We start from the raw sequence: 21,856 nt of genomic DNA, 5'->3' as shown, positions 1-21,856 counted from the left end.
AGGGGACTGATTGGGGGATGCTTGGGATCCTGCCGATCTGAACGTTACTCGGTGAATCCATAATCGACTCGGTCTCGCAGGTCGATGTCTGACGCAAGGCACCTCGGTCGGCCCCCTCTCCCTCTGGGAGAGGGCTGGGGTGAGGGTAACCGGGCTCAACAAAAAGGCGACCTCAGTGGGTCGCCTCTTGTTTTTCAGAGCAAGCCTTATTGGCCCGTGTAAATCTGATCAAATACCCCACCATCATTGAAGTGCGTCTTCTGCACCGTGCGCCAGTCACCAAACGTTTTCTCCACCGAAAGGAAATCCACTCTCGGGAAACGGTCGGTGTACTTCGCCAGCACCGCCGGGTCACGCGGGCGCAGGTAGTTGGCCGCCGCAATTTCCTGACCTTCCGGCGACCACAGGTACTTCAGGTACTCATCAGCCGCAGCGCGCGAGCCCTTCTTGTCGACCACTTTGTCGACCACCGAAACCGGTGGCTCGGCTTCTGCGGAGACGCTTGGGTAGATAACTTCGAACTGATCGCGACCGAACTCGCGGGCGATCATTTCCGCTTCGTTTTCGAAGGTCACCAGTACGTCGCCGATCTGGTTGGTCATGAACGTGGTGGTGGCCGCGCGGCCACCGGTGTCGAGCACCGGCGCCTGCTTGAACAGCTTGCCGACGAAATCCTTGGCCTTGTTCTCGTCACCACCGTTTTTCAGTACATAGCCCCAGGCCGACAGGTAGGTGTAGCGGCCGTTACCCGAGGTTTTCGGGTTCGGCACAATCACCTGTACGCCGTCCTTGAGCAAGTCCGGCCAGTCTTTCAGCGCTTTCGGGTTGCCCTTGCGGACGATGAACACCGTCGCCGAGGTAAACGGCGCGCTGTTGTTCGGCAGGCGCGTGACCCAGTTGTCCGGGACCAGTTTGCCGTTGTCGGCGAGGGCATTGATGTCGGTGGCCATGTTCATGGTGATGACGTCAGCCGGCAGGCCGTCGATCACCGAACGCGCCTGCTTGCTCGAGCCGCCGAAGGACATCTGCACGGTGATGTTTTCGTTGTGCTCGGCTTGCCAGTGCTTCTGGAACGCAGTGTTGTAGTCCTTGTAGAAATCGCGCATCACGTCGTAGGAAACGTTGAGCAGCGTCGGTGCAGCCTGAGCGATGTTGGCCAAGGCCAGGCCGGCGGCGAGAAGTGAGGCGCCAAAGAGTTTTTTCACTGCGCATTCCTTGTTCTGTGGGGTGTCGTGTCAAAAATGAGGCGATTTGCCAGCGACTATAGCGGGCCACGCATAGTCGCTTAAAGATTAAAAAGCTCTGTGCTTATTCCACTTTCTTGAACAGCTGACTGCCGCAGCGCGAACAGAACGCTGCACTCTGTTCATGGCTCTTTTTCTGGCAGCCTGGGCAGTCATGTTGCAGCTGTTCGCCGCGCATGGCGTTGGCCAGCTCAGCGGTGAAAATCCCTGTGGGCACGGCGATGATCGAATAACCGGTGATCATCACCAGCGAGGAAATCACCTGGCCCAGCGGCGTCTTCGGCACGATGTCGCCGAAGCCCACAGTGGTCAACGTCACGATTGCCCAATAGATGCCTTTGGGAATGCTGGTGAAGCCATGTTCCGGGCCTTCGATCACGTACATCAGCGTGCCGAACACTGTCACCAGCGTGCACACGCTGACCAGAAACACGACGATTTTCTGCTTGCTGCCACGCAGCGCCGACATCAGATAATTGGCTTGCTTGAGATACGGGCTGAGCTTGAGCACGCGGAAAATCCGCAGCATCCGAATGATGCGGATGATCAGCAGATACTGCGCATCGCTGTAATACAGCGCGAGGATGCCCGGCACGATCGCCAGCAGATCCACCAGGCCATAAAAGCTGAAGGCATAGCGCAGCGGCTTGGGTGAGCAGTACAGACGCAGGATGTACTCGCCGAGGAAAATCGCCGTGAAGCCCCACTCGATATAGGCTAGAACGTCGGCGTAATTACGGTGAATGCTGTCGATACTGTCGAGCATCACGATCACCAGGCTGGCGAGGATGATCACCAGCAGGATGCCGTCGAAGCGACGCCCGGCCGGGGTGTCGCTCTGGAAAATCATGACGTAAAGCCGTTCGCGCCAATTGTTGCTGCTGTCCATGGATAACGCCTGAATCGAAGATCAGCGCAGCCTAGGGTGATTCTCCTCGTGAGCGCAAGACTCATGCGCAAGCGACGCTTTGCCAAGCATTTGAATGCCAGCCCGGATCAACCAGCAGGCGAGGATGAACGGCGCGGTTAGCGTCGCCAATCCAAGGGCAGCAAACAGCGGCGTCACCAGCAGTGCCAGAACAATTGCGAGCAGCGGCAGCCACGGATGTTGCCGTTGCGAGCTGAAGGCGAGGGCGGCGAGTACGGCGTTGTAGCCACCGAGCCCGAGCAGTGCGGCGGACGTTTCGTGGTGCAGCAGGCTGGAACCGAGGCCGATCGCCGACGCCAGCAGCGCCCAGCAGAACGCACGGCGATCGGCGAGCAGCAAACCGCTGGCGATCAACGCCCCGGCCAATGGATGGTCGAGGAACATCACCTGGCCGAATCCGCGCAGTTCAGCGGCCAGCAGATTTGTCGTGCTCAGGTCGACCAATGCCATCGGCGCGGACGGCTCGGCGAACACCAGCAGCACCCAGCTGAGCGCCACGAACGGCGAGGTATACGCCGGTATGGCGCGACTGCGGTACACGTGTTTGAGCCACTGCTGAGTGAGCATCGCACTCAAGCCGCCCGCCGCAAGAATCAACGGCGGCAGCAGTGGCGACCAAGGGAAATACAGGCTCAGCAGCAGACCGAGCAGCACGCCGTTGTAGCTGAACAGACCAGCCTGGCGATCGGCCTTGGCGTAGTTGCGCCGCTGCGCGGTGAGCAGACCGGCAACGCCACCGAGCAGCGCCCCGGCGAACAGCACCGGCGCGGTCAGCAGAATCGCCAACAGACACAGCAGGCCGCACAGCGGATGACGCTGAAAGAAAATTTGACTGAAACCGTTGAGCAAAGCCTCGGCCCAGTCGGGGCAGTGGGTGTTGAAGTGATTGGCAGGCATGGCAGTTCTGAAAGTCAGGGAAACCGAGGCGCCTGCTTCGCGAGCAAGCTCGCTCCCACATGGATCTGCGTCCAGTCATTGAGTTTGTGGTGCACACAAATCAACTGTGGGAGCGAGCCTGCTCGCGAAGAGGCCGGTACAGGCGCTAAATCAACGTCTCGATGCGCAGCGAATTGGTCGACCCCGGCTGCCCGAACGGCACGCCAGCGGTGATCAGCAGCGTGTCGCCACGCTCGGCCATGCCTTGCGCCTGAGCAATCTCCAGTGCGGTCGAGCAGACTTCGTCGACCTGACGCAGGCGATCGTTGACCACCGAATGAATGCCCCACGCCACGCTCAAGCGCCGCGCCGTTTGCAGGTTCGGCGTCAGATTGAGGATCGGTGCTTTCGGCCGTTCCCGCGATGCGCGCAACGTCGAGGCGCCGGACTCGCTGTAATTGACCAGCACCGCGACCGGCAGCACGTTGCTGATCCGGCGGATCGCACAGCTGATCGCATCGGAAACCGTCGCCTCGGCTTTCGGTCGACTGACGTCGAGCTGGGTCTGATAGTCCGGGCCGTTCTCAACCTGACGGATGATCTTGCTCATCATCTGCACGGCTTCCAGCGGGTACTCACCGGACGCGGTCTCCGCCGAGAGCATCACGGCATCGGCGCCCTCGGCCACGGCGTTGGCGACGTCGGTGACTTCGGCGCGGGTCGGGGCAGGGGAGAAACGCATCGACTCGAGCATCTGCGTCGCCACCACCACCGGTTTGCCCAGCGCACGGCAGGTGGTGATGATGTTTTTCTGAATCTGCGGCACGCTTTCCGCCGGCACTTCCACACCAAGATCACCGCGAGCGACCATGATCGCGTCGCTCAACTCAGCAATCTCACGCAGTTGCTCGACCGCCGAAGGCTTCTCGATTTTCGCCATCAGAAATGCCTTGTCGCCGATCAACGCGCGGGCTTCGACAATGTCCTGCGGGCGCTGTACGAACGACAGCGCGACCCAGTCCACACCCAATTCCAGGCCGAAGCTCAGATCGCGGCGATCCTTGGCGGTCAGCGGGCTCAGGTCCAGCACCGCTTGCGGCACGTTCACACCTTTGCGATCAGACAGTTCGCCGCCGTTGAGCACGGTGGTGTCGATCGCATCGGCGTACTTGGTGACCACGCGCAGACGCAGCTTGCCGTCGTCGAGCAGCAGGTCCATGCCGGCTTCCAGCGCGGCAATGATCTCCGGATGCGGCAGGTTGACCCGGCGCTCATCGCCCGCTGTCGTATCGAGATCGAGGCGGAACGCCTGACCGCGATGCAACTGCACCTTGCCGTCAGCGAACTTGCCTACGCGCAGTTTCGGCCCCTGCAGATCCATCAGAATGCCCAGCGGGTAGTTGAGCTGACGCTCGACTTCGCGGATCCACTGATAGCGCTTGGCGTGGTCGGCGTGATCGCCGTGGCTGAAGTTCAGGCGGAAGATGTTGACCCCGGCCTCGACCAGCTCGCGGATGTCGTCGATACCGTCGACGGCAGGGCCGAGGGTGGCGAGGATTTTGACCTTTTTATCAGGCGTCATGATTTGCAGTTCTCAAGGATCAGAATGGCGCGGAAGTCGTTGACGTTGGTGCGGGTCGGCTCGGTGACGATCAGCGCATCAAGCGCCTGGAAGTAGCCGTAGCCGTTGTTGTTGTCCAGCTCGTCGCTGGCGCTCATACCCAGTGCGGCGGCGCGGGCGTAGCTGTCCGGGGTCATGATTGCGCCGGCGTTGTCTTCCGAGCCGTCGATGCCATCGGTGTCGCCCGCCAGCGCGTAGACGCCGGGCTGGCCCTTGAGGCTGTCGGTCAGGCTGAGGAGGAACTCGGCGTTACGCCCGCCACGGCCATTGCCGCGCACGGTTACCGTGGTTTCACCGCCGGAGAGAATCACGCAGGGCGCCGCCAGTGGCTGGCCGTGATTGATGATTTGCCGGGCGATGCCGGCGTGGACTTTCGCCACTTCACGGGACTCGCCTTCGAGGTCGCCGAGAATCAAGGTGCTGAAACCGGCCTGACGGCATTTCACCGCCGCCGCGTCCAGCGATTGCTGCGGGCGGGCGATCAACTGGAAATGACTGCGCGCCAGGCTTGGGTCGCCGGGTTTGACCGTCTCCGATTGCGGACTTTGCAGCCAGGTGCGCACGGAGGCAGGAATGTCGATGCCGTAGCGCTTGATAATCGCCAGTGCTTCGGCTGAGGTGCTCGGGTCGGCCACGGTCGGGCCGGAGGCAATGACGGTGGCGAGGTCGCCCGGCACATCGGAAATCGCGTAGGTGTAAACCGTCGCCGGCCAGCAGGCCTTGCCGAGGCGGCCACCCTTGATCGCCGAGAGGTGCTTGCGCACGCAGTTCATCTCGCCGATGGTTGCGCCGGATTTGAGCAGGGCTTTGTTGATCGCCTGTTTGTCGGCGAGAGTGATGCCTTCGGCCGGCAGGGCGAGCAGGGCAGAGCCGCCGCCGGAAAGCAGGAAGATCACGCAGTCGTCTTCAGTCAGGTTGCTGACCAGCTCCAGCACACGTTTGGCCACGGCCAGACCGGCGGCGTCCGGCACCGGGTGCGCGGCTTCGACCACTTCGATTTTTTCGCATGGAGCGCCGTGGCCGTAGCGGGTCACCACCAGGCCGGTGACTTCACCCTCCCAGCAGCGCTCGACCACTTGCGCCATGGCGGCAGCGGCTTTGCCGGCGCCGATGACGATCACCCGGCCGGTACGATCGGCGGGCAAATGGGCTTCGAGGACTTGGTTCGGATGAGCCGCGTCGATGGCTGTGGCAAACAGCTCGCGCAGCAGTTGTTGCGGATCGACCGACATGGCGGGCTCCCGGAATTCTTGTTATTCGAAAGGGCAACTCGGAACCCTTGTGGGAGCGAGCCTGCTCGCGAACGCGGTATGTCAGCCAACATGGATGTTGAATGTGAAGCCGCTTTCGCGAGCAGGCTCGCTCCCACAGGGTTTTGTGCAGGCTTTATTTATTGTCGCGAATCGAGAAATTGGCCATGTGCTCAAGGCCCTTGATCAGCGCCGAGTGGTCCCAGTTGCTGCCGCCGATGGCCGCGCAGGTGCTGAATACCTGCTGGGCATTGGCGGTGTTCGGCAGGTTGATGTTCAGCTCCTTGGCGCCTTGCAGGGCCAGGTTCAGGTCCTTCTGGTGCAGGCTGATGCGGAAGCCCGGGTCGAAGGTGCCTTTGATCATGCGCTCGCCGTGCACTTCGAGAATCTTCGAAGAAGCGAAACCGCCCATCAGCGCTTCACGCACCTTGGCTGGATCGGCACCGTTTTTCGAGGCGAACAGCAGGGCTTCAGCGACAGCCTGAATGTTCAGCGCCACGATGATCTGGTTCGCCACTTTGGCGGTCTGGCCGTCGCCATTGCCACCGACCAGGGTGATGTTCTTGCCCATGGCCTGGAACAGCGGCAGGGCGCGTTCGAAGGCATCGGCGTCGCCACCGACCATGATGCTCAGGGTTGCGGCCTTGGCGCCGACTTCACCGCCGGACACTGGCGCGTCGAGGTACTGCGCGCCTTTCTCGTTGATCTTGGCGGCGAAGGCTTTGGTCGCGGTCGGCGAAATCGAGCTCATGTCGATGACCACTTTGCCTTTACCGATACCGGCGGCAACACCGTCGGCGCGGAACAGCACGTCGTCGACCTGCGGAGTATCCGGAACCATGACGATGATGAATTCGGCTTCCTGCGCCACTTCGCGCGGGTTGGCCAGGGCGACGGCGCCAGCGGCGACCAGATCGGCCGGGGCCGCGTCGTGGTGTTGCGACAGGAACAGGCTGTGACCGGCTTTCTGCAGGTTCGCCGCCATTGGGTGGCCCATGATGCCGGTGCCGATGAATCCGATTTTAGCCATGAGAAAATCCTCTTGTTTTTGTCGTGCTCAAGCAAATAGGGGAGCTACTTTTCATGTGGGAGCGAGCCTGCTCGCGAATGCGGTGGAACATTCAATATCCGTGTTGACTGAACCACCGCATTCGCGAGCAGGCTCGCTCCCACAGGGGATTTGCTGTGTTTCTTAGATTGCGTTATGGGTTTTCAACCAACCCAGGCCCGCTTCGGTGGTGGTCAGCGGTTTGTATTCGCAACCGACCCAACCCTGATAGCCGATGCGATCAAGGTGTTCGAACAGGAAGCGGTAGTTGATCTCACCAGTGCCCGGCTCGTTGCGTCCCGGGTTGTCCGCGAGTTGCACGTGGTTGATCTCGCCCAGGTGCGATTGCAGGGTGCGGGCCAGATCGCCTTCCATGATTTGCATGTGATAGATGTCGTATTGCAGGAACAGATTGGCGCTGCCGACCTGTTCGCGAATCGACAGGGCTTGCGCCGTGTTGTTCAGGTAGAAACCGGGAATGTCGCGGGTGTTGATCGCTTCCATCACCAGTTTGATGCCCACCGCTTGCAGCTTGTCGGCGGCATATTTAAGGTTGGCAACGAAGGTCTTCTCCACGGTGGCATCGTCAACGCCTTGCGGGCGGATACCGGCCAGGCAGTTGACCTGGGTGTTGCCCAGCACTTGTGCGTAAGCGATCGCCAGATCGACCCCGGCGCGGAACTCTTCGACCCGATCCGGCAGGCAGGCAATACCGCGCTCGCCCTTGGCCCAGTCACCGGCCGGCAGGTTGAACAGCACTTGGGTCAGCCCGTTGGCCTCGAGTTTTGCCTTGATTTCAGCCGAGCTGAAGTCGTACGGGAACAGGTATTCCACGCCACTGAAACCGGCCTTGGCGGCGGCGTCGAAACGGGCAAGGAAATCCTGTTCGGTGAACAGCATGGACAGGTTGGCTGCGAAACGCGGCATGGTGGTCTCCCGTAAATCTTGTGAGGTCCCCTGTGGGAGCGAGCTGTGGCGAGGGGATTTATCCCCGTTCGGCTGCGAAGCAGTCGTAAACCATTGTATGCGGTGTACCTGATACGCCGCGGTTTCAGGTTTTGAGGCCGCTTCGCGCCCTAACGGGGATAAATCCCCTCACCACACAGGCTCGCTCCCACAGGGAGAGCAGTCAGCAGTTAATCCAACATCGAAATCGCCGTCGGCGCATCGTTGCCGACCAGTGCCAGGTCTTCGAACTCGTTGACCGCGTTGATCTCGGTACCCATGGAGATGTTGGTCACACGCTCCAGAATGATCTCGACGATCACCGGCACTTTGAATTCTTCGATCATCTGTTCGGCCTTGCGCAGGGCAGGGGCGATTTCCGACGGTTCGAACACGCGCAGCGCCTTGCAGCCGAGGCCCTCGGCGACTGCGATGTGGTCAACCCCGTAACCGTTGAGTTCCGGCGCATTCAGGTTATCGAAGGACAGCTGCACGCAGTAGTCCATTTCGAACCCGCGCTGGGCCTGACGGATCAGGCCCAGGTACGAGTTGTTCACCACTACGTGGATGTACGGCAGTTTGAACTGAGCGCCGACCGCCAGTTCTTCGATCATGAACTGGAAATCATAGTCCCCCGACAGGGCCACGACTTTGCGGTTCGGATCGGCCTTCACCACGCCCAGCGCCGCCGGAATGGTCCAGCCCAACGGGCCGGCCTGGCCGCAGTTGATCCAGTGACGCGGCTTGTAGACGTGCAGGAACTGCGCGCCGGCAATCTGCGACAGACCAATGGTGCTGACGTAGCAGGTGTCCTTGCCGAACACCTGGTTCATTTCTTCGTAAACGCGCTGCGGCTTGACCGGCACGTTGTCGAAGTGGGTCTTGCGATGCAGGCTGGCCTTGCGCTGCTGGCAATCCTGCAGCCAGGCGCTGCGGTTCTTCAGCTTGCCGGCGGCTTGCCATTCACGGGCGACTTCGATGAACACGGTCAGCGCTGCGGCGGCGTCGGAAACGATGCCCAGATCCGGCGTGAACACACGACCGATCTGCGTGCCTTCGATGTCGACGTGAATGAACTTACGACCTTCGGTGTAGACGTCAACCGAACCGGTGTGGCGGTTGGCCCAACGGTTACCAATGCCCAGCACCACGTCGGATTTGAGCATCGTCGCGTTGCCGTAACGGTGCGAAGTCTGCAGACCGACCATGCCGACCATCAGCGGGTGGTCGTCAGGGATGGTGCCCCAGCCCATCAGGGTCGGGATGACCGGAATACCTGTCAGCTCGGCGAACTCGACCAGCAGGTCGCTGGCGTCGGCGTTGATGATGCCGCCGCCGGCCACCAGCAGTGGGCGCTCAGCTTGATCCAGCAAAGCCAAAGCTTTTTCAACCTGAACGCGGGTCGCAGTCGGCTTGGCCAATGGCAGCGGTTGGTAAGCGTCGATGTCGAATTCGATTTCGGCCATCTGCACGTCGAACGGCAGGTCGATCAGTACAGGGCCTGGACGGCCGGAGCGCATTTCATAGAAGGCTTTCTGGAATGCGTAAGGCACTTGGCCCGGCTCCAGAACCGTGGTTGCCCACTTGGTGACTGGCTTGACGATGCTGGTGATGTCGACAGCCTGGAAATCTTCCTTGTGCATACGGGCGCGGGGTGCTTGCCCGGTGATGCAGAGGATTGGAATCGAGTCGGCCGAGGCGCTGTAGAGCCCGGTGACCATGTCGGTGCCGGCCGGGCCGGACGTGCCGATGCACACGCCGATGTTGCCGGCCTTGGTGCGGGTGTAGCCCTCGGCCATGTGCGAGGCGCCTTCAACGTGGCGAGCAAGGACGTGATCGATGCCACCGACCTTCTGCAAGGCGGAGTACAGCGGGTTGATCGCGGCGCCCGGGATGCCAAAAGCGGTATCAACCCCTTCACGGCGCATCACCAGAACGGCGGCTTCGATTGCTCTCATTTTGCTCATGGTTTTGTGCCTCTTTACGTTTTGTAATTGTATACAAGTGGCTTTGCGCAGAGTGTATTCACGGCGGACGGCGCAGGTCAATCCATTTTCTCAAGCGGCTGTTTCATTCGTCGGAAGCCCGATGTGCTGTGGCTTTTCGTCGCATGTGGCGCTTTTCGAGAATTATTGTATACAAAAAAATAACTCATTGTGTTCTATTTGTGTCACCGGACTGCGGCACAAACGCGCAGTCCCACGACTTTCCCTATAACAAAATGAGGACGGCACCATGAGCGCTTTAACCTTGAAAGTCGCAGTCAACCTGGTCAGCGAAGCCATCAACGCAGGACGCGGCATCAACGCCGCACCGCTGACCATCGCGGTACTCGATAACGGCGGCCACCTGATCGCCCTGCAACGCGAAGACGGCGCCAGCCTGCTGCGCCCCGACATCGCCATCGGCAAGGCCTGGGGCGCCATCGCCCTGGGTAAAGGCTCACGCCTGCTCGCCCAGGACGCCCAACAACGCCCGGCGTTTTTTTCGTCGTTGAACAGCATGGGGCACGGCAGCGTTGTGCCGGCACCGGGTGGCGTGCTGATTCGCAACCAGGCGGGTGAAGTGCTGGGCGCGATCGGGATCAGTGGGGATTTGTCGGACGTGGATGAGCAGGTGGCAATCAGAGCGGTGGAGGCGCTGGATTTGCGGGCGGATGGCGGGGTGGTTGGTTGAATGTCAGTGTCTGAATAACCGCTTTCGCGAGCAGGCTCGCTCCCACATTGAGTTTGGGTTGGACACAAAATGTTCGAGTGTTCGAAAGCCCCTGTGGGAGCGAGCCTGCTCGCGAATACGATCTGCGCTACACATCTTGCTAAAAGTCTGACGCTCTCTTCGCCATCTCCACGGCTAGCCTTCTCATGATCAACCTGTGAGAAGGCAACGGAATGCCGGGTTTATCTGCTTCACATCGCTTGCGCATCGGACGCTATTCAGAACACAACCGCATTTACCTTCTGACCGCCAATACCGCCGGGAGAGAACCCGTATTCAGCGATTTCTTCCTTGGCAGAATGCTTGTAAGCCAATTCCGGGCAGCTGAGGAAACGGGATTGGCCAATTCTCTGGCTTGGGTCGTAATGCCAGATCATTTTCACTGGCTGATTGAATTGAAGAGTGGCTCGCTCGGCGAATTGATGCAGCGAACCAAATCCCTCAGCACCAAAGCGGTAAAGCTTTCGACGGGTCGAAAGACCAGCCTTTGGCAACCTGGCTTCCATGATCGGGCACTGCGTAAAGAGGAGAATTTGGTGAAGATGGCGCGGTATGTCATTGCCAACCCATTGCGGGCAGGGCTGGTCAAAAGCCTTGGCGACTATCCGTTGTGGGATTCGATCTGGTTGTGAGTTGAGGTCTGCGGTGCGGCTATTCGCGAGCAGGCTCGCTCCCACAGGAGAATGCATTCCAAATGTGGGAGCGAGCCTGCTCGCGAAGCGGTTCCCCCGATCTCACTGATCCGGCTCACACCCCTTCAACACCAACCGGATAATCGTCTGCGCCGCCGCTTCATAATCGGCCTCATCAAGCTTGTCCTTCCCGGTCACTGCGGAAATCTGCCAGTCGAAGTCGGCGTAGGTCTGGGTCGCGGCCCAGATGCTGAACATCAGGTGGTTGGGGTCGATCGGGGCGATCTGGCCGCGGTCGATCCAGCTCTGGATGCAGGCGATGTTGTGTTTGGCCTGGGCGTTGAGCTGCTCGACCAGGTCGGCGCTCAGGTGCGGGGCGCCGTGCATGATTTCGCTGGCGAACACCTTGGAGGCGTAGGGCAGGTCGCGGGAGATGCGGATCTTCGAGCGGATGTAGCCGCTCAGCACCTCGCTCGGCACGCCGTCCGGGTTGAACGGGGTCGAGGCCTGCAGAATCGGCTCGATGATGCTTTCCAGCACCTCGCGGTAGAGGTTTTCCTTGGATTTGAAGTAGTAGTAGACGTTGGGCTTGGGCAATCCCGCCTTGGCGGCGATGTCGCTGGTTTTGGTCGCCGCGAAGCCCTTGTCGGCAAACTCTTCGCTGGCGGCGCGCAGGATCAGTTCTTTGTTACGCTCGCGGATTGTGCTCATAAACCCGGTGGTTCCTTGCCTGTTCTGGCGGTGGCGCATGGTAGCACCGGCCTTGAGCGGCGCTCAACAATGCAGCCTGTGGCCGGCGGTCGCGTTATGCTTGGCAACATTCATACACAGAAGGAAACAGGATTCATGGCAGGAAGCAGTTTGCTGGTGCTGATCGATGACATCGCCACCGTTCTGGATGACGTTGCATTGATGACCAAGATGGCCGCGAAGAAGACCGCCGGGGTGCTCGGTGATGATCTGGCGCTCAATGCCCAGCAGGTTTCGGGCGTGCGCGCCGAGCGGGAAATTCCCGTGGTCTGGGCGGTGGCCAAGGGCTCGTTCGTCAACAAACTGATCCTCGTGCCGTCGGCATTGGCGATCAGCGCTTTCGTACCGTGGCTGGTGACGCCGCTGTTGATGGTCGGCGGTGCGTACCTGTGCTTCGAGGGCTTCGAGAAGCTCGCGCACAAGTTTCTGCACAGCAAAGAGGAGGACGAGGCAGGGCACACGCAGTTGACCGAAGCAGTGGCCGATCCGGCCACCGATCTGGTGGCTTACGAAAAGGACAAGATCAAAGGCGCAATCCGCACTGACTTCATTCTGTCGGCAGAAATCATCGCCATCACCCTCGGCACCGTGGCAGATGCCTCGCTGACGCAGCAAGTGGTGGTCATGTCCGGCATCGCCATTGTCATGACCGTGGGCGTCTACGGTTTGGTGGCGGGCATCGTCAAGCTCGACGATCTGGGGCTGTGGCTGACACAGAAGCCCGGGCAGATGGCGAAAAAGATCGGTGGCGGCATTCTCAGCGCCGCGCCGTACATGATGAAAACCCTGTCGGTGGTCGGCACGGCGGCGATGTTCCTGGTCGGCGGCGGCATCCTCACCCATGGCGTGCCGGTGCTGCATCACTGGATCGAAGGTGTTGGCGCAGCGGCAGGGAGCGCCGGGTTCGTCGTGCCGATGCTGCTCAATGGTGTGGCGGGGATTATTGCTGGCGCGGTGGTGTTGGCGGTGGTTTCGGTCGTAGGCAAGCTCTGGAAAGCGCTGAAGGGTTAATCAGCAACACATAACAAATGTGGGAGCGAGCCTGCTCGCGAATGCGGTAGCCCAGTCAATATTGATAGAGACTGGTACTCCGCGTTCGCGAGCAGGCTCGCTCCCACAGTGTTTTCCGGCAGCCGATTTACTCGGCGATCTGCAACTTGCGCGCTTCGGTATACACGTACCGCACTTTCTCGTACTCGAACGGCGAGTTCATCTGACCATAGCGGAAGCTGGTCTGGTAGCGCTTGTCGATCGCACGCAAAGCCCAGACTTCCGGGTGGTTGGAGCTGACTTCGGCGACGTTGAGGAAGTTGATCGCAGTGTCGGCGGTGTAATCCACGGCCAGACCTGCGGTGTCGCGGATGTTCGACGGACCGAAGATCGGCAGTACGAAGTAGGCGCCGCCCGGTACGCCGTAGAAGCCCAGAGTCTGACCGAAGTCTTCGTTCTGGCGTGGCAGGCCCATGGCGGTGGCCGGGTCCCACAGGCCGGCGATGCCGATGGTGGTGTTGAGCAGCAGGCGCGCGGTGGTTTCCATCGAGCGCTGGCCCTTGAACTGCAACAGGCTGTTGACCAGGTTCGGCACGTCACCAATGTTGTTGAAGAAGTTGCTCACCCCGGTACGCACAAAGCTTGGCGTGATGTAGCGATAGCCATCGACTACCGGCAGGAACACCCACTGGTCAAAGCGATAGTTGAAGTGGTAGACCCGGCGGTTCCACGATTCCAGCGGGTCATAGACGTTCAGCGCGTTGAGCGTCGAACGTTCGAACTCGCGCTGGTCCAGGCCCGGGTTGAACTTGAGTTTGGTCAGCGGTTCCTTGAAGCCGTCGCTGTCGACCACTACCGGGGCATCGGCTTTACTGTTGTCGGCCTGGGCCACGCCTGCACAGAGGAACGCTGCAATCAGCAGGAGATATTTAGCCACGGAAGAACTCCAGCATGGCGTCGCTGTTGACGCGATAGTTAAGGTTGCCGCAGTGGCCGCCCAGTGGATAAACGGTCAGGCGATCACCGAAGGTTTTACGCAGGAAGCCCAGGTCGCCAGGGCCGAGGATGACGTCGTCGGCGTTGTGCATGACGGCGATTTTCGGGCTGTCGTGCAGGTAATCCTTAAGCGCATACAGGCTGACCTGATCGATCAGTTGCAGCAGGCTGCCGCCGTCAGTGCGCGCGCGCCACATCGGAATGACCTGCTCGGTGATGTAGCAGTCGAAGTCGCATTGCAGCGCACGCTTGAGGAACGGCGTGAGGCTGGTGCCTTCGGTGATCGGGAATTTCGGCGGGGTAATCAGACCGCGACGGTTGACCAGGTCCGAGGTGTAGGCAATGTCGGCTGCCGAGAAGCGGAACGACGTGCCAATCAGCATGGCCATCTGTTCGTTGGTCAGGTGCTGCTTGGACTGCTGGAAGTCATACAGCAGCGCATCGTTGAGGTCGATGTAGCCTTTCTGCTGGAAGTAGCGGGTCAGCTTGCTCAGTACCAATTCATAGAAGGTGGTGCTGTTGTTGATGCCTTTCACCTCGGTCTGTACCAGCTTGTCGAGGTTGGTCACCGAGGTATAGAGGTTGACCGGCGGGTTCAGCAACAGGACTTTCTTGAAATTGAAACTGCGGCGGGTCTCGTCCAGATGTGCGACGAATGCAGCATCAAGGGCGCCGAGGCTGTAACCGGTCAGATAGTACTCGGTGACCGGCAGTTTCGGGTTCTGCGCCCGCACGGCCTGCATCACCCGATACATGTCTTCGGCATCTTCCTTGGTCACGCCCGGGGTGGCGAAACGCGAGGCGGCGCTGATGAAGTCGAAGCTGGTCGGCGACGACAACTGCACGACATGGTAGCCGGCCTTGTAATACAGCTTTTTCAGGTATTCGTTGAGCGTGCTGTCAAAGCGCGCACCGGTGCCGGCGATCAGGAAGATCAGCGGCGCCGGTTTGTCCTGCGTGGCGATGCGGTAAGTGAGCTTCTTCACTGCCCAGAAATTGTCCGGCAGCTGGAATTCACGCTCCGGGCGCAGGGTGAGGCTGCGGTCCGTTTGATTGATGTCGTCGTCCAGCGGCAACTCCGGACGCAGATCCGGCGGTGTCGTGGCGATCGTCGCCTCGAACGGGTTGGTCAGCGGGTAGCCATAGCTGGCGGCGTCGATATCCACCGCCAGCGCGGACGCACTCAAGATAAGGCCGCTGAACAGCGCGGCGAAGCGCAAGGAACGGAGCATGACTAGATCCCTTAGAGGAAGGTGCCGATTGAAGTTCGCAGGCTATGACCACCGGCCGTGCGCCAAAGTGCCATGCTGCGGCACCAAACAGGCGGAATTCGGGGTAATAGTAGCTGGACGATACACGTTGCGAGGGCTTGCTGAACAGTTAACAGTTGTTAGTGCTTGCGAATGCCGGTCGGCAGATTAAGCTGGCCGCCGATTTCCGCAGATTGGAGTGCCCCATGTCCCGCCGCTTGCCCGTGATTGTGCTGCTTGTTTTGTTGCCGCTGTGGCTGGCCGCCAGTTATGCCGCGCGCTATGGCTTCATGGAAGACGGGGAGTGGGTGGGCATCTGCGTCGACGAGGCCAGTCGTTGGCAATGCCTGGTGCGTTCGAATCTGGGGCTGATGATTCATTTCAGGGTGCTGGGCTGGGCGGCGGTGGGCGCGGCGGTATTGGCGTTTGTCGTGCCGGGACGGGCAGGGTGGTGGCTGGCGGTGCTGGCGCTGGTGTTTGGCCTGCCGGCGTTGGCGTTGTACAACACCACATTAGCGGTGTTTGCGGTGGTGATTGCCGGGTTGCGCCTGGTCCGCGTGTCCCGCAGCGCCTGACAGTCAGTCATCGCGGGCAAGCCCGCTCCCACAGGGAATTTGTGAACGCTACAGATCCAATGTGGGAGCGAGCCTGCTCGCGAAGAGGCCTGAACCGCTCTGATGATCAGAGGTTGCGAACCCGCAGACAGCGCCACAACGCCACCACCATCAAACCACTCACCAGCGCCCAGCCCCACGCCTGCTGATTCAGCATCCCTTCCTGATACAACTGCGGTGCAATCCCGGCGCCGATGATAAAGGTCAGCAGAGCAATCTCCCGACGCGGCACGCTCACCGGGCGGCACAGGTAGACCAGCGCCGGCAGCACGAACGCCATGCTGGCGAAACTGCGATAACGCGGATCGAAGACCATCTCCAGCATCATCACCGCCGCGGCAAAACCGGCCGCCACGACCAGCCAGCCGGCGCGCCGTTCGAGGAAATCGAAGGCTCGCGCGCGCCAACCGCTACGCGCGCTTAGCGTCAGCGCGGCATGCGCAAGGACCAATAGATTCAACCCGGTCAGCAAGCCGACCCACAGCCATTCACCGGCAAACCGCGTGGTCAATCGAGCCAGATCGCCCCAGGCGCCAATCGAGCAAGCAGCGACGGCGCCTAGCAGTGGCAGCAGCAGCGCCGAACGTGTAGTGCGGACGGCACCGCCAAGCATCAGCGTGCCAAGGAAAATCAATCCGCCTACCGCCAGCCATTCTTTCCAGTACGGCACATTGCTCACCGGCCCGGCGAGTACGCCCTTGTCCTGTCGATCGGCATCGAACAGCCCCCAATAGCCGCCGACCGCGCCTTCACTGCCGCGCTTCCACGGTTGGTCGAAGGCTTCGATCAGGTTGTAACGCCAGCCTTCCTGCTCGGCCATCGCCACGAATCCACGAATGAATTTTGCCTCGTTGACCCGGCTCGGTACGGCGGTCTCGCGCTGGCGGCCTTCGCTCGGCCAGCCGGTTTCGCCAATCATCACGTCTTTCGGAGCGAATTTGTTGCCGAACACCTGGCGCACATCCGCCACATGCCGCAGCGCCACGTCGATGTTCGATGGATCGTCTTCCCAGTACGGCAGCAGGTGAATGGTCAGAAAGTCCACGGCCGGGGCGATTTCCGGATGCTTGAGCCAGAATTCCCAGACGTCGGCGTAGGTCACCGGTTGCTTGACCTGGCTTTTGACCTTGCTGATCAGCCGGGCCAGTTGCGCGCCGGTGACCTCTTTGCGCAGCAGTGCCTCGTTGCCGACGATTACGGCTGTGACCACGTCGGGGTTGGCATTGGCCGATTTGATCAGCAGCTCGACTTCCTGCTCGGTGTCGACCGGGTTGCTGTTGACCCAGGCGCCGATCATCAACTTCAGACCGTGCTTGCGCGCCAGATCGGGCAGGGCGTCGAGGCCGGTCATCGAGTAGGTGCGGATGCATTCGAAGCGCGTCGCCAGCAGCGCGAGGTCGGCGTCCATGCGCTCGGGGCGCAATTTGAACGGCACGTCGAACGGCGATTGGTCCTTGTCGAACGGTGTGTAGGAGGCGCATTGCAACTTGTGTGTCGGCGTTGCAGCGTCCGGCAGGATCACCGGTTGGCCGAGGCCATACCAGAAACCGCCAAGGGCCAGGAGCCCGAGCAGGCAGGCGAACAGATATGGCAGAAAAGGAAATCGGGACGTTGCGGACATGGTCAGGCCGAGTGGCTGCAAAGCGACGCATGTTACCTGCATTTATACAAGGGCAGGTGGCTCGCAGGCGTTGTACATGCAAAGTTCGGGCGGATTGTCTGGCGTCAATTAATCGCGCTTGATTAATGGCTTTCTGATGTCGTTTCTCGCTGCCTTGAGGTCGCTGACAGAGCAGGTCGCCGGCCGCTTGAGGTTGATGATCAAACCATCAGTACCCTTTTTGAAAAATCGGCTGATGTTCGGTGTGTGAGGTCCGGCGTGATGGGGGCGCTGTGCACCATAACAATACGTTGACGATGCCCGGCATCCGTCGGGCGCAGCATTTCGGGGAAGTAAACGATGAAGATGCGACGACTTTTAGGCGCAGGTGCCGCTCTGGCGCTTGCGATGAGTTCCACTTTCGCCAACGCTGAAAAACAGACCCTGAACATCGGTTACGTTGACGGCTGGTCCGACAGCGTCGCGACCACTCACGTGGCGGCCGAAGTGATCAAACAGAAACTCGGTTATGACGTGAAGCTGCAGGCCGTCGCCACCGGGATCATGTGGCAGGGCGTGGCCACCGGCAAACTCGACGCGATGCTCTCGGCCTGGCTGCCCGTGACCCACGGTGACTACTGGACGAAAAACAAGGATCAGGTCGTCGATTACGGCCCGAACTTCAAGGACGCGAAGATCGGCCTGATCGTGCCGGAGTACGTCAAAGCCAAATCGATCGAAGACCTGAAAACCGACGATACCTTCAAAAACCGTATCGTCGGCATCGACGCCGGTTCAGGCGTAATGCTCAAGACCGATCAGGCGATCAAGGATTACGGTCTGGACAAGTACAGCCTCAAGGCCAGTTCCGGCGCCGGAATGATTGCCGAACTGACCCGCGCCGAGAAGAAGAATGAATCCATCGCTGTCACCGGTTGGGTGCCGCACTGGATGTTCGCTAAGTGGAAACTGCGCTTCCTCGACGACCCGAAAGGCGTGTATGGCCAGGCTGAAACCGTGAACAGCATCGGCAGCAAAGGCCTGGACGCCAAGGCGCCGGAAGTGGCCAAGTTCCTGAAAAACTTCCAGTGGGCGTCGAAAGACGAAATCGGCGAGGTCATGCTGGCAATTCAGGACGGCGCCAAGCCTGATGCAGCGGCCAAGGACTGGGTGGCCAAACACCCGGATCGTGTAGCTGACTGGACCAAATAATTTAAACACCGCCACACCCCTGTGGGAGCGAGCCTGCTCGCGAATGCAATCTGTCAGTTGATGCGATATCGACTGATACGGCGCCTTCGCGAGCAGGCTCGCTCCCACAGTTGTTTTTGGGTGTCCGGAAAATGGCCAAAACATCATGGCCATCTACTACTAAGGTCGTCTGGAACCTCTCTCGCAGCCGCATACATTAGCTACGTTCCAACAATAATTTGTGCTGCGAGGATAAAAACAATGAACGACAGCATTTACCTCTCGATTCAAAACAGTCCCCGATTCAAGGAGCTGGTTCAGAAAAGGGAACGATTCGCCTGGATTCTCTCGGCAATCATGCTTGGGCTGTACTCCGCATTCATCCTGCTGATCGCATACGGGCCGCACGTGCTCGGGGCGAAACTCAGTCCTGAATCTTCGATCACCTGGGGCATCCCGATCGGTGTCGGCCTGATCATTTCAGCCTTCGTCCTGACCGGCATCTACGTGCGCCGCGCCAATGGCGAGTTCGACGACCTGAACAATGCGATTCTCAAGGAGGCTCAGCAATGATCCGGCGTCTACTGGCTCTATTGAGTGTTGCGGCTTTCGCGCCGAGTGTCTGGGCGGCTGACGCGTTAACGGGGGAGGTGGCCAAACAGCCGCTGAACATCCCGGCGATCCTGATGTTCGTGGCCTTCGTCGGCGCGACGTTGTACATCACCTACTGGGCTTCGAAGAAAAACAACTCGGCCGCCGATTATTATGCGGCGGGTGGCAAGATCACCGGTTTCCAGAACGGCCTGGCGATCGCTGGCGACTACATGTCGGCGGCGTCCTTCCTGGGTATTTCCGCGCTGGTGTTCACCTCCGGCTACGACGGCCTGATCTACTCGATCGGCTTCCTCGTGGGCTGGCCGATCATTCTGTTCCTGATCGCCGAACGCCTGCGTAACCTGGGTAAATACACCTTTGCCGACGTGGCGTCCTACCGCCTCGGGCAAACCCAGATTCGCACCCTGTCCGCCTGCGGCTCGCTGGTGGTGGTGGCGTTCTACCTGATCGCGCAGATGGTCGGTGCCGGCAAGCTGATCCAGCTGCTGTTCGGCCTCGATTACCACGTTGCGGTGATTCTGGTCGGCGTGCTGATGTGCATGTACGTGCTGTTCGGCGGCATGCTCGCGACCACTTGGGTGCAGATCATCAAGGCAGTGTTGCTGCTGTCCGGTGCCTCGTTCATGGCGCTGATGGTGATGAAGCACGTGGGCTTCGACTTCAACACGCTGTTCTCCGAAGCTATCAAGGTTCATGCCAAGGGCGAAGCGATCATGAGCCCGGGCGGTCTGGTCAAGGATCCGATCTCGGCGTTCTCGCTGGGTCTGGCACTGATGTTCGGTACCGCTGGCCTGCCACACATTCTGATGCGCTTCTTCACCGTGAGTGACGCAAAAGAAGCGCGCAAGAGCGTGCTGTACGCTACCGGTTTCATTGGCTACTTCTACATCCTGACCTTCATCATCGGCTTCGGCGCGATCCTGCTGGTCAGCACCAACCCGGCCTTCAAAGATGCAGCGGGCGCCTTGCTCGGCGGCAACAACATGGCGGCGGTGCACCTGGCCAACGCGGTGGGCGGCAGCATCTTCCTAGGCTTCATCTCGGCAGTGGCGTTTGCAACCATTCTGGCGGTGGTAGCCGGTCTGACGCTGGCGGGTGCTTCGGCGGTTTCTCACGACCTGTACGCCAGTGTGATCAAGAAGGGCAAAGCCAACGAGAAGGATGAGATTCGCGTGTCGAAGATCACCACCATCGCCCTGGCGGTGCTGGCGATTGGTCTGGGCATTCTGTTCGAAAGCCAGAACATTGCGTTCATGGTCGGCCTGGCGTTCTCCATCGCGGCGAGCTGCAACTTCCCGGTACTGCTGCTTTCGATGTACTGGAAGAAGCTGACTACTCGCGGCGCGATGATCGGCGGCTGGCTGGGTCTGGTGAGTGCTGTTGGTCTGATGATCCTCGGCCCGACCATCTGGGTGCAGATTCTGCATCACGAGAAGGCGATCTTCCCTTACGAATATCCGGCGCTGTTCTCGATGATGATTGCCTTCATCGGGATCTGGTTCTTCTCGATTACCGACAAGTCGGCGGCTGCGGACAATGAGCGGGCGCTGTTCTTCCCGCAGTTTGTGCGTTCGCAGACCGGGTTGGGGGCGAGTGGGGCGGTTTCGCACTAAGAGATCAGATGTAAGCTACAAGCTGCAAGAAAACGCCCTGATTGAGAGATTGGGGCGTTTTTTTGTGGGCGGTTATCGGTTGGTTTTGGGTGTATATCCGTTTTTTGAGGTGATGCGGCTGGCGGTTTCGCCCTTACGGCGACTTACTTTTTTTACAAACGCCTAAAAAAAGTAAGCAAAAAAACGCTTGCTCCTACGTTCGGCCCTCGCAGGCTCGGGTTCCTTCGCTGCGGAATCGATCCGGGCGCAGCGGCTACGGTTTGCTTCGCTGCACCTCCTTCCGCTGTGTCTGGCTGCGCCAGACGGTCGCTACGCTCCCACCCCCGAATCAATCCCTCCACTCAGCCTTCCGACGTCGCCGGTGGCTCAAGATCAAGAGCACTCGAGCTTGCGCTCATTGTTGAGTGGTTAGAAGCGTCGCATGGCTTGAGATTTTCGGTGGATTCGCCCCTCACCCCAGCCCTCTCCCGAGGGAGAGGGAGCCGATTTGTGTGGTGTTCAAAACCTGCATTCGACTCGGTATCGCAAGTCGGCGTGTTTCGCCCAAACACCTCGGTCAGTCCCCTCTCCCTCTGGGAGAGGGCTAGGGTGAGGGGCTCTTGATCTGGCTTTGGCTTTCGCTTTTGATCTTTTGGCCCTTCGGCAGCTGCGCCCGGATCGGTCCCGTAACGAAGGAACCCCGAGCCCCAGCGAGCGGGCCGTACGCCGGGGAAAAGCCTTTTGGGTTACGTTTTCGCTGGGCCGGCGCTCCGGCGTTTGGAAAAGGTGACTCGCTGTAAGAGCGAAACCGCCAGCGGCAGCACCCGCAGCAACGGATATGCCCCCAGAATCCAAGAACCAGTCGGCCCGAAGGCCGCTGAGACCACAAACAAAAACGGCCTCTATATAAGAGGCCGTTCCTGACACACCACTAAACCATTACAAAAAAAGAAAAACCCTTATTTGCGATCTTCCAGCTTGGTGATGTCACGCGACTCG

19 protein-coding genes are annotated in these 21,856 nt (G+C 60.1%); 7 read left to right on the top strand and 12 right to left on the bottom strand.

The window, feature by feature from the left end; all coding sequences use genetic code 11:
* Nucleotides 1-206: 206 nt before the first annotated feature.
* The 8 genes from D8U82_RS14285 to gcl form a co-directional block, all read right to left on the bottom strand.
* The gene (locus D8U82_RS14285) at nucleotides 207-1,205 is read right to left on the bottom strand and encodes a sulfate ABC transporter substrate-binding protein (RefSeq protein ID WP_130887159.1); all 999 of its coding nucleotides are present in this window, start codon (nucleotides 1,203-1,205) and stop codon (nucleotides 207-209) included.
* A gap of 103 nt (nucleotides 1,206-1,308) precedes the next feature.
* Nucleotides 1,309-2,133, bottom strand: coding sequence for an ion transporter (locus D8U82_RS14280; RefSeq protein ID WP_024012136.1), 825 nt, complete (start codon nucleotides 2,131-2,133; stop codon nucleotides 1,309-1,311).
* Nucleotides 2,134-2,154: 21 nt separating this feature from the next.
* Nucleotides 2,155-3,069 carry an urea transporter gene (locus D8U82_RS14275; protein WP_125927010.1) on the bottom strand — a complete coding sequence of 305 codons (915 nt, stop codon included), beginning with the start codon at nucleotides 3,067-3,069 and terminating at the stop codon, nucleotides 2,155-2,157.
* A gap of 145 nt (nucleotides 3,070-3,214) precedes the next feature.
* Nucleotides 3,215-4,630 (bottom strand): pyruvate kinase, encoded by a 1,416-nt coding sequence (gene pyk / locus D8U82_RS14270; protein WP_073472724.1) that lies wholly within the window; start codon nucleotides 4,628-4,630, stop codon nucleotides 3,215-3,217.
* The gene (locus D8U82_RS14265) at nucleotides 4,627-5,901 is read right to left on the bottom strand and encodes a glycerate kinase (RefSeq protein ID WP_130902394.1); all 1,275 of its coding nucleotides are present in this window, start codon (nucleotides 5,899-5,901) and stop codon (nucleotides 4,627-4,629) included. The genes pyk and D8U82_RS14265 overlap by 4 nt, the downstream gene beginning before the upstream one ends.
* A 154-nt stretch (nucleotides 5,902-6,055) precedes the next feature.
* A complete protein-coding gene (locus tag D8U82_RS14255) occupies nucleotides 6,056-6,949 on the bottom strand; it encodes a 2-hydroxy-3-oxopropionate reductase (protein WP_016771028.1) in 894 nt (297 codons plus the stop codon).
* Between the two features lie 162 nt (nucleotides 6,950-7,111).
* On the bottom strand, nucleotides 7,112-7,894 hold the full coding sequence (hyi, locus tag D8U82_RS14250) for a hydroxypyruvate isomerase (protein ID WP_122691603.1): 783 nt from the start codon (nucleotides 7,892-7,894) through the stop codon (nucleotides 7,112-7,114).
* 209 nt (nucleotides 7,895-8,103) lie between these two features.
* Nucleotides 8,104-9,879 carry a glyoxylate carboligase gene (gene gcl, locus D8U82_RS14245; RefSeq protein WP_016771026.1) on the bottom strand — a complete coding sequence of 592 codons (1,776 nt, stop codon included), beginning with the start codon at nucleotides 9,877-9,879 and terminating at the stop codon, nucleotides 8,104-8,106.
* Between the two features lie 268 nt (nucleotides 9,880-10,147).
* Here gcl and D8U82_RS14240 point away from each other — a divergent pair, with 268 nt between their 5' ends.
* Both D8U82_RS14240 and D8U82_RS14235 read left to right on the top strand, forming a co-directional pair.
* A complete protein-coding gene (locus tag D8U82_RS14240) occupies nucleotides 10,148-10,588 on the top strand; it encodes a heme-binding protein (RefSeq protein ID WP_130902393.1) in 441 nt (146 codons plus the stop codon).
* A 212-nt stretch (nucleotides 10,589-10,800) separates the two neighbouring features.
* Complete coding sequence (locus D8U82_RS14235) at nucleotides 10,801-11,259, top strand: transposase (protein ID WP_073472715.1); 459 nt, start codon at nucleotides 10,801-10,803, stop codon at nucleotides 11,257-11,259.
* A gap of 102 nt (nucleotides 11,260-11,361) precedes the next feature.
* Here D8U82_RS14235 and D8U82_RS14230 read toward each other — a convergent pair whose 3' ends face one another.
* The gene (locus D8U82_RS14230) at nucleotides 11,362-11,970 is read right to left on the bottom strand and encodes a TetR/AcrR family transcriptional regulator (protein ID WP_051600396.1); all 609 of its coding nucleotides are present in this window, start codon (nucleotides 11,968-11,970) and stop codon (nucleotides 11,362-11,364) included.
* A gap of 135 nt (nucleotides 11,971-12,105) precedes the next feature.
* Between D8U82_RS14230 and D8U82_RS14225 the strand changes: the two genes are divergently transcribed.
* Complete coding sequence (locus tag D8U82_RS14225) at nucleotides 12,106-13,020, top strand: DUF808 domain-containing protein (protein ID WP_130902392.1); 915 nt, start codon at nucleotides 12,106-12,108, stop codon at nucleotides 13,018-13,020.
* A gap of 127 nt (nucleotides 13,021-13,147) precedes the next feature.
* Here the strand turns inward: D8U82_RS14225 and D8U82_RS14220 are convergent, their stop codons facing one another.
* Both D8U82_RS14220 and D8U82_RS14215 read right to left on the bottom strand, forming a co-directional pair.
* Nucleotides 13,148-13,936, bottom strand: coding sequence for a VacJ family lipoprotein (locus tag D8U82_RS14220; protein WP_024012144.1), 789 nt, complete (start codon nucleotides 13,934-13,936; stop codon nucleotides 13,148-13,150).
* On the bottom strand, nucleotides 13,929-15,227 hold the full coding sequence (locus tag D8U82_RS14215) for a serine protein kinase PrkA (RefSeq protein ID WP_016771020.1): 1,299 nt from the start codon (nucleotides 15,225-15,227) through the stop codon (nucleotides 13,929-13,931). The genes D8U82_RS14220 and D8U82_RS14215 overlap by 8 nt, the downstream gene beginning before the upstream one ends.
* A 224-nt stretch (nucleotides 15,228-15,451) precedes the next feature.
* On the opposite strand from D8U82_RS14215, the gene D8U82_RS14210 reads away from it, so the two are divergent.
* Nucleotides 15,452-15,820: a hypothetical protein gene (locus tag D8U82_RS14210; RefSeq protein ID WP_130902391.1), complete on the top strand. Its 369-nt coding sequence runs from the start codon at nucleotides 15,452-15,454 to the stop codon at nucleotides 15,818-15,820.
* 106 nt (nucleotides 15,821-15,926) lie between these two features.
* Here the strand turns inward: D8U82_RS14210 and D8U82_RS14205 are convergent, their stop codons facing one another.
* Nucleotides 15,927-17,522, bottom strand: coding sequence for a beta (1-6) glucans synthase (locus tag D8U82_RS14205; RefSeq protein WP_130902390.1), 1,596 nt, complete (start codon nucleotides 17,520-17,522; stop codon nucleotides 15,927-15,929).
* 297 nt (nucleotides 17,523-17,819) lie between these two features.
* On the opposite strand from D8U82_RS14205, the gene D8U82_RS14195 reads away from it, so the two are divergent.
* The 3 genes from D8U82_RS14195 (at nucleotide 17,820) to D8U82_RS14180 (ending at nucleotide 20,878) form a co-directional block, all read left to right on the top strand.
* A complete protein-coding gene (locus D8U82_RS14195) occupies nucleotides 17,820-18,671 on the top strand; it encodes a glycine betaine ABC transporter substrate-binding protein (RefSeq protein WP_041479599.1) in 852 nt (283 codons plus the stop codon).
* 240 nt (nucleotides 18,672-18,911) lie between these two features.
* Entirely contained in the window at nucleotides 18,912-19,223 is a 312-nt protein-coding gene (locus D8U82_RS14185) for a DUF485 domain-containing protein (RefSeq protein WP_016771016.1), read from the top strand.
* Complete coding sequence (locus D8U82_RS14180) at nucleotides 19,220-20,878, top strand: cation acetate symporter (RefSeq protein ID WP_016771015.1); 1,659 nt, start codon at nucleotides 19,220-19,222, stop codon at nucleotides 20,876-20,878. Before D8U82_RS14185 ends, D8U82_RS14180 begins: the two co-directional genes overlap by 4 nt.
* Nucleotides 20,879-21,856: the final 978 nt, after the last annotated feature.

The organism is Pseudomonas sp. Sample_23, from assembly GCF_004307595.1.
In the GTDB taxonomy this organism is placed as follows: Bacteria; Pseudomonadota; Gammaproteobacteria; order Pseudomonadales; family Pseudomonadaceae; genus Aquipseudomonas; species Aquipseudomonas atacamensis.
The sequence above is the reverse complement of the archived record's forward strand: the minus strand, read 5'-3'. Positions and strand labels throughout refer to the sequence as shown.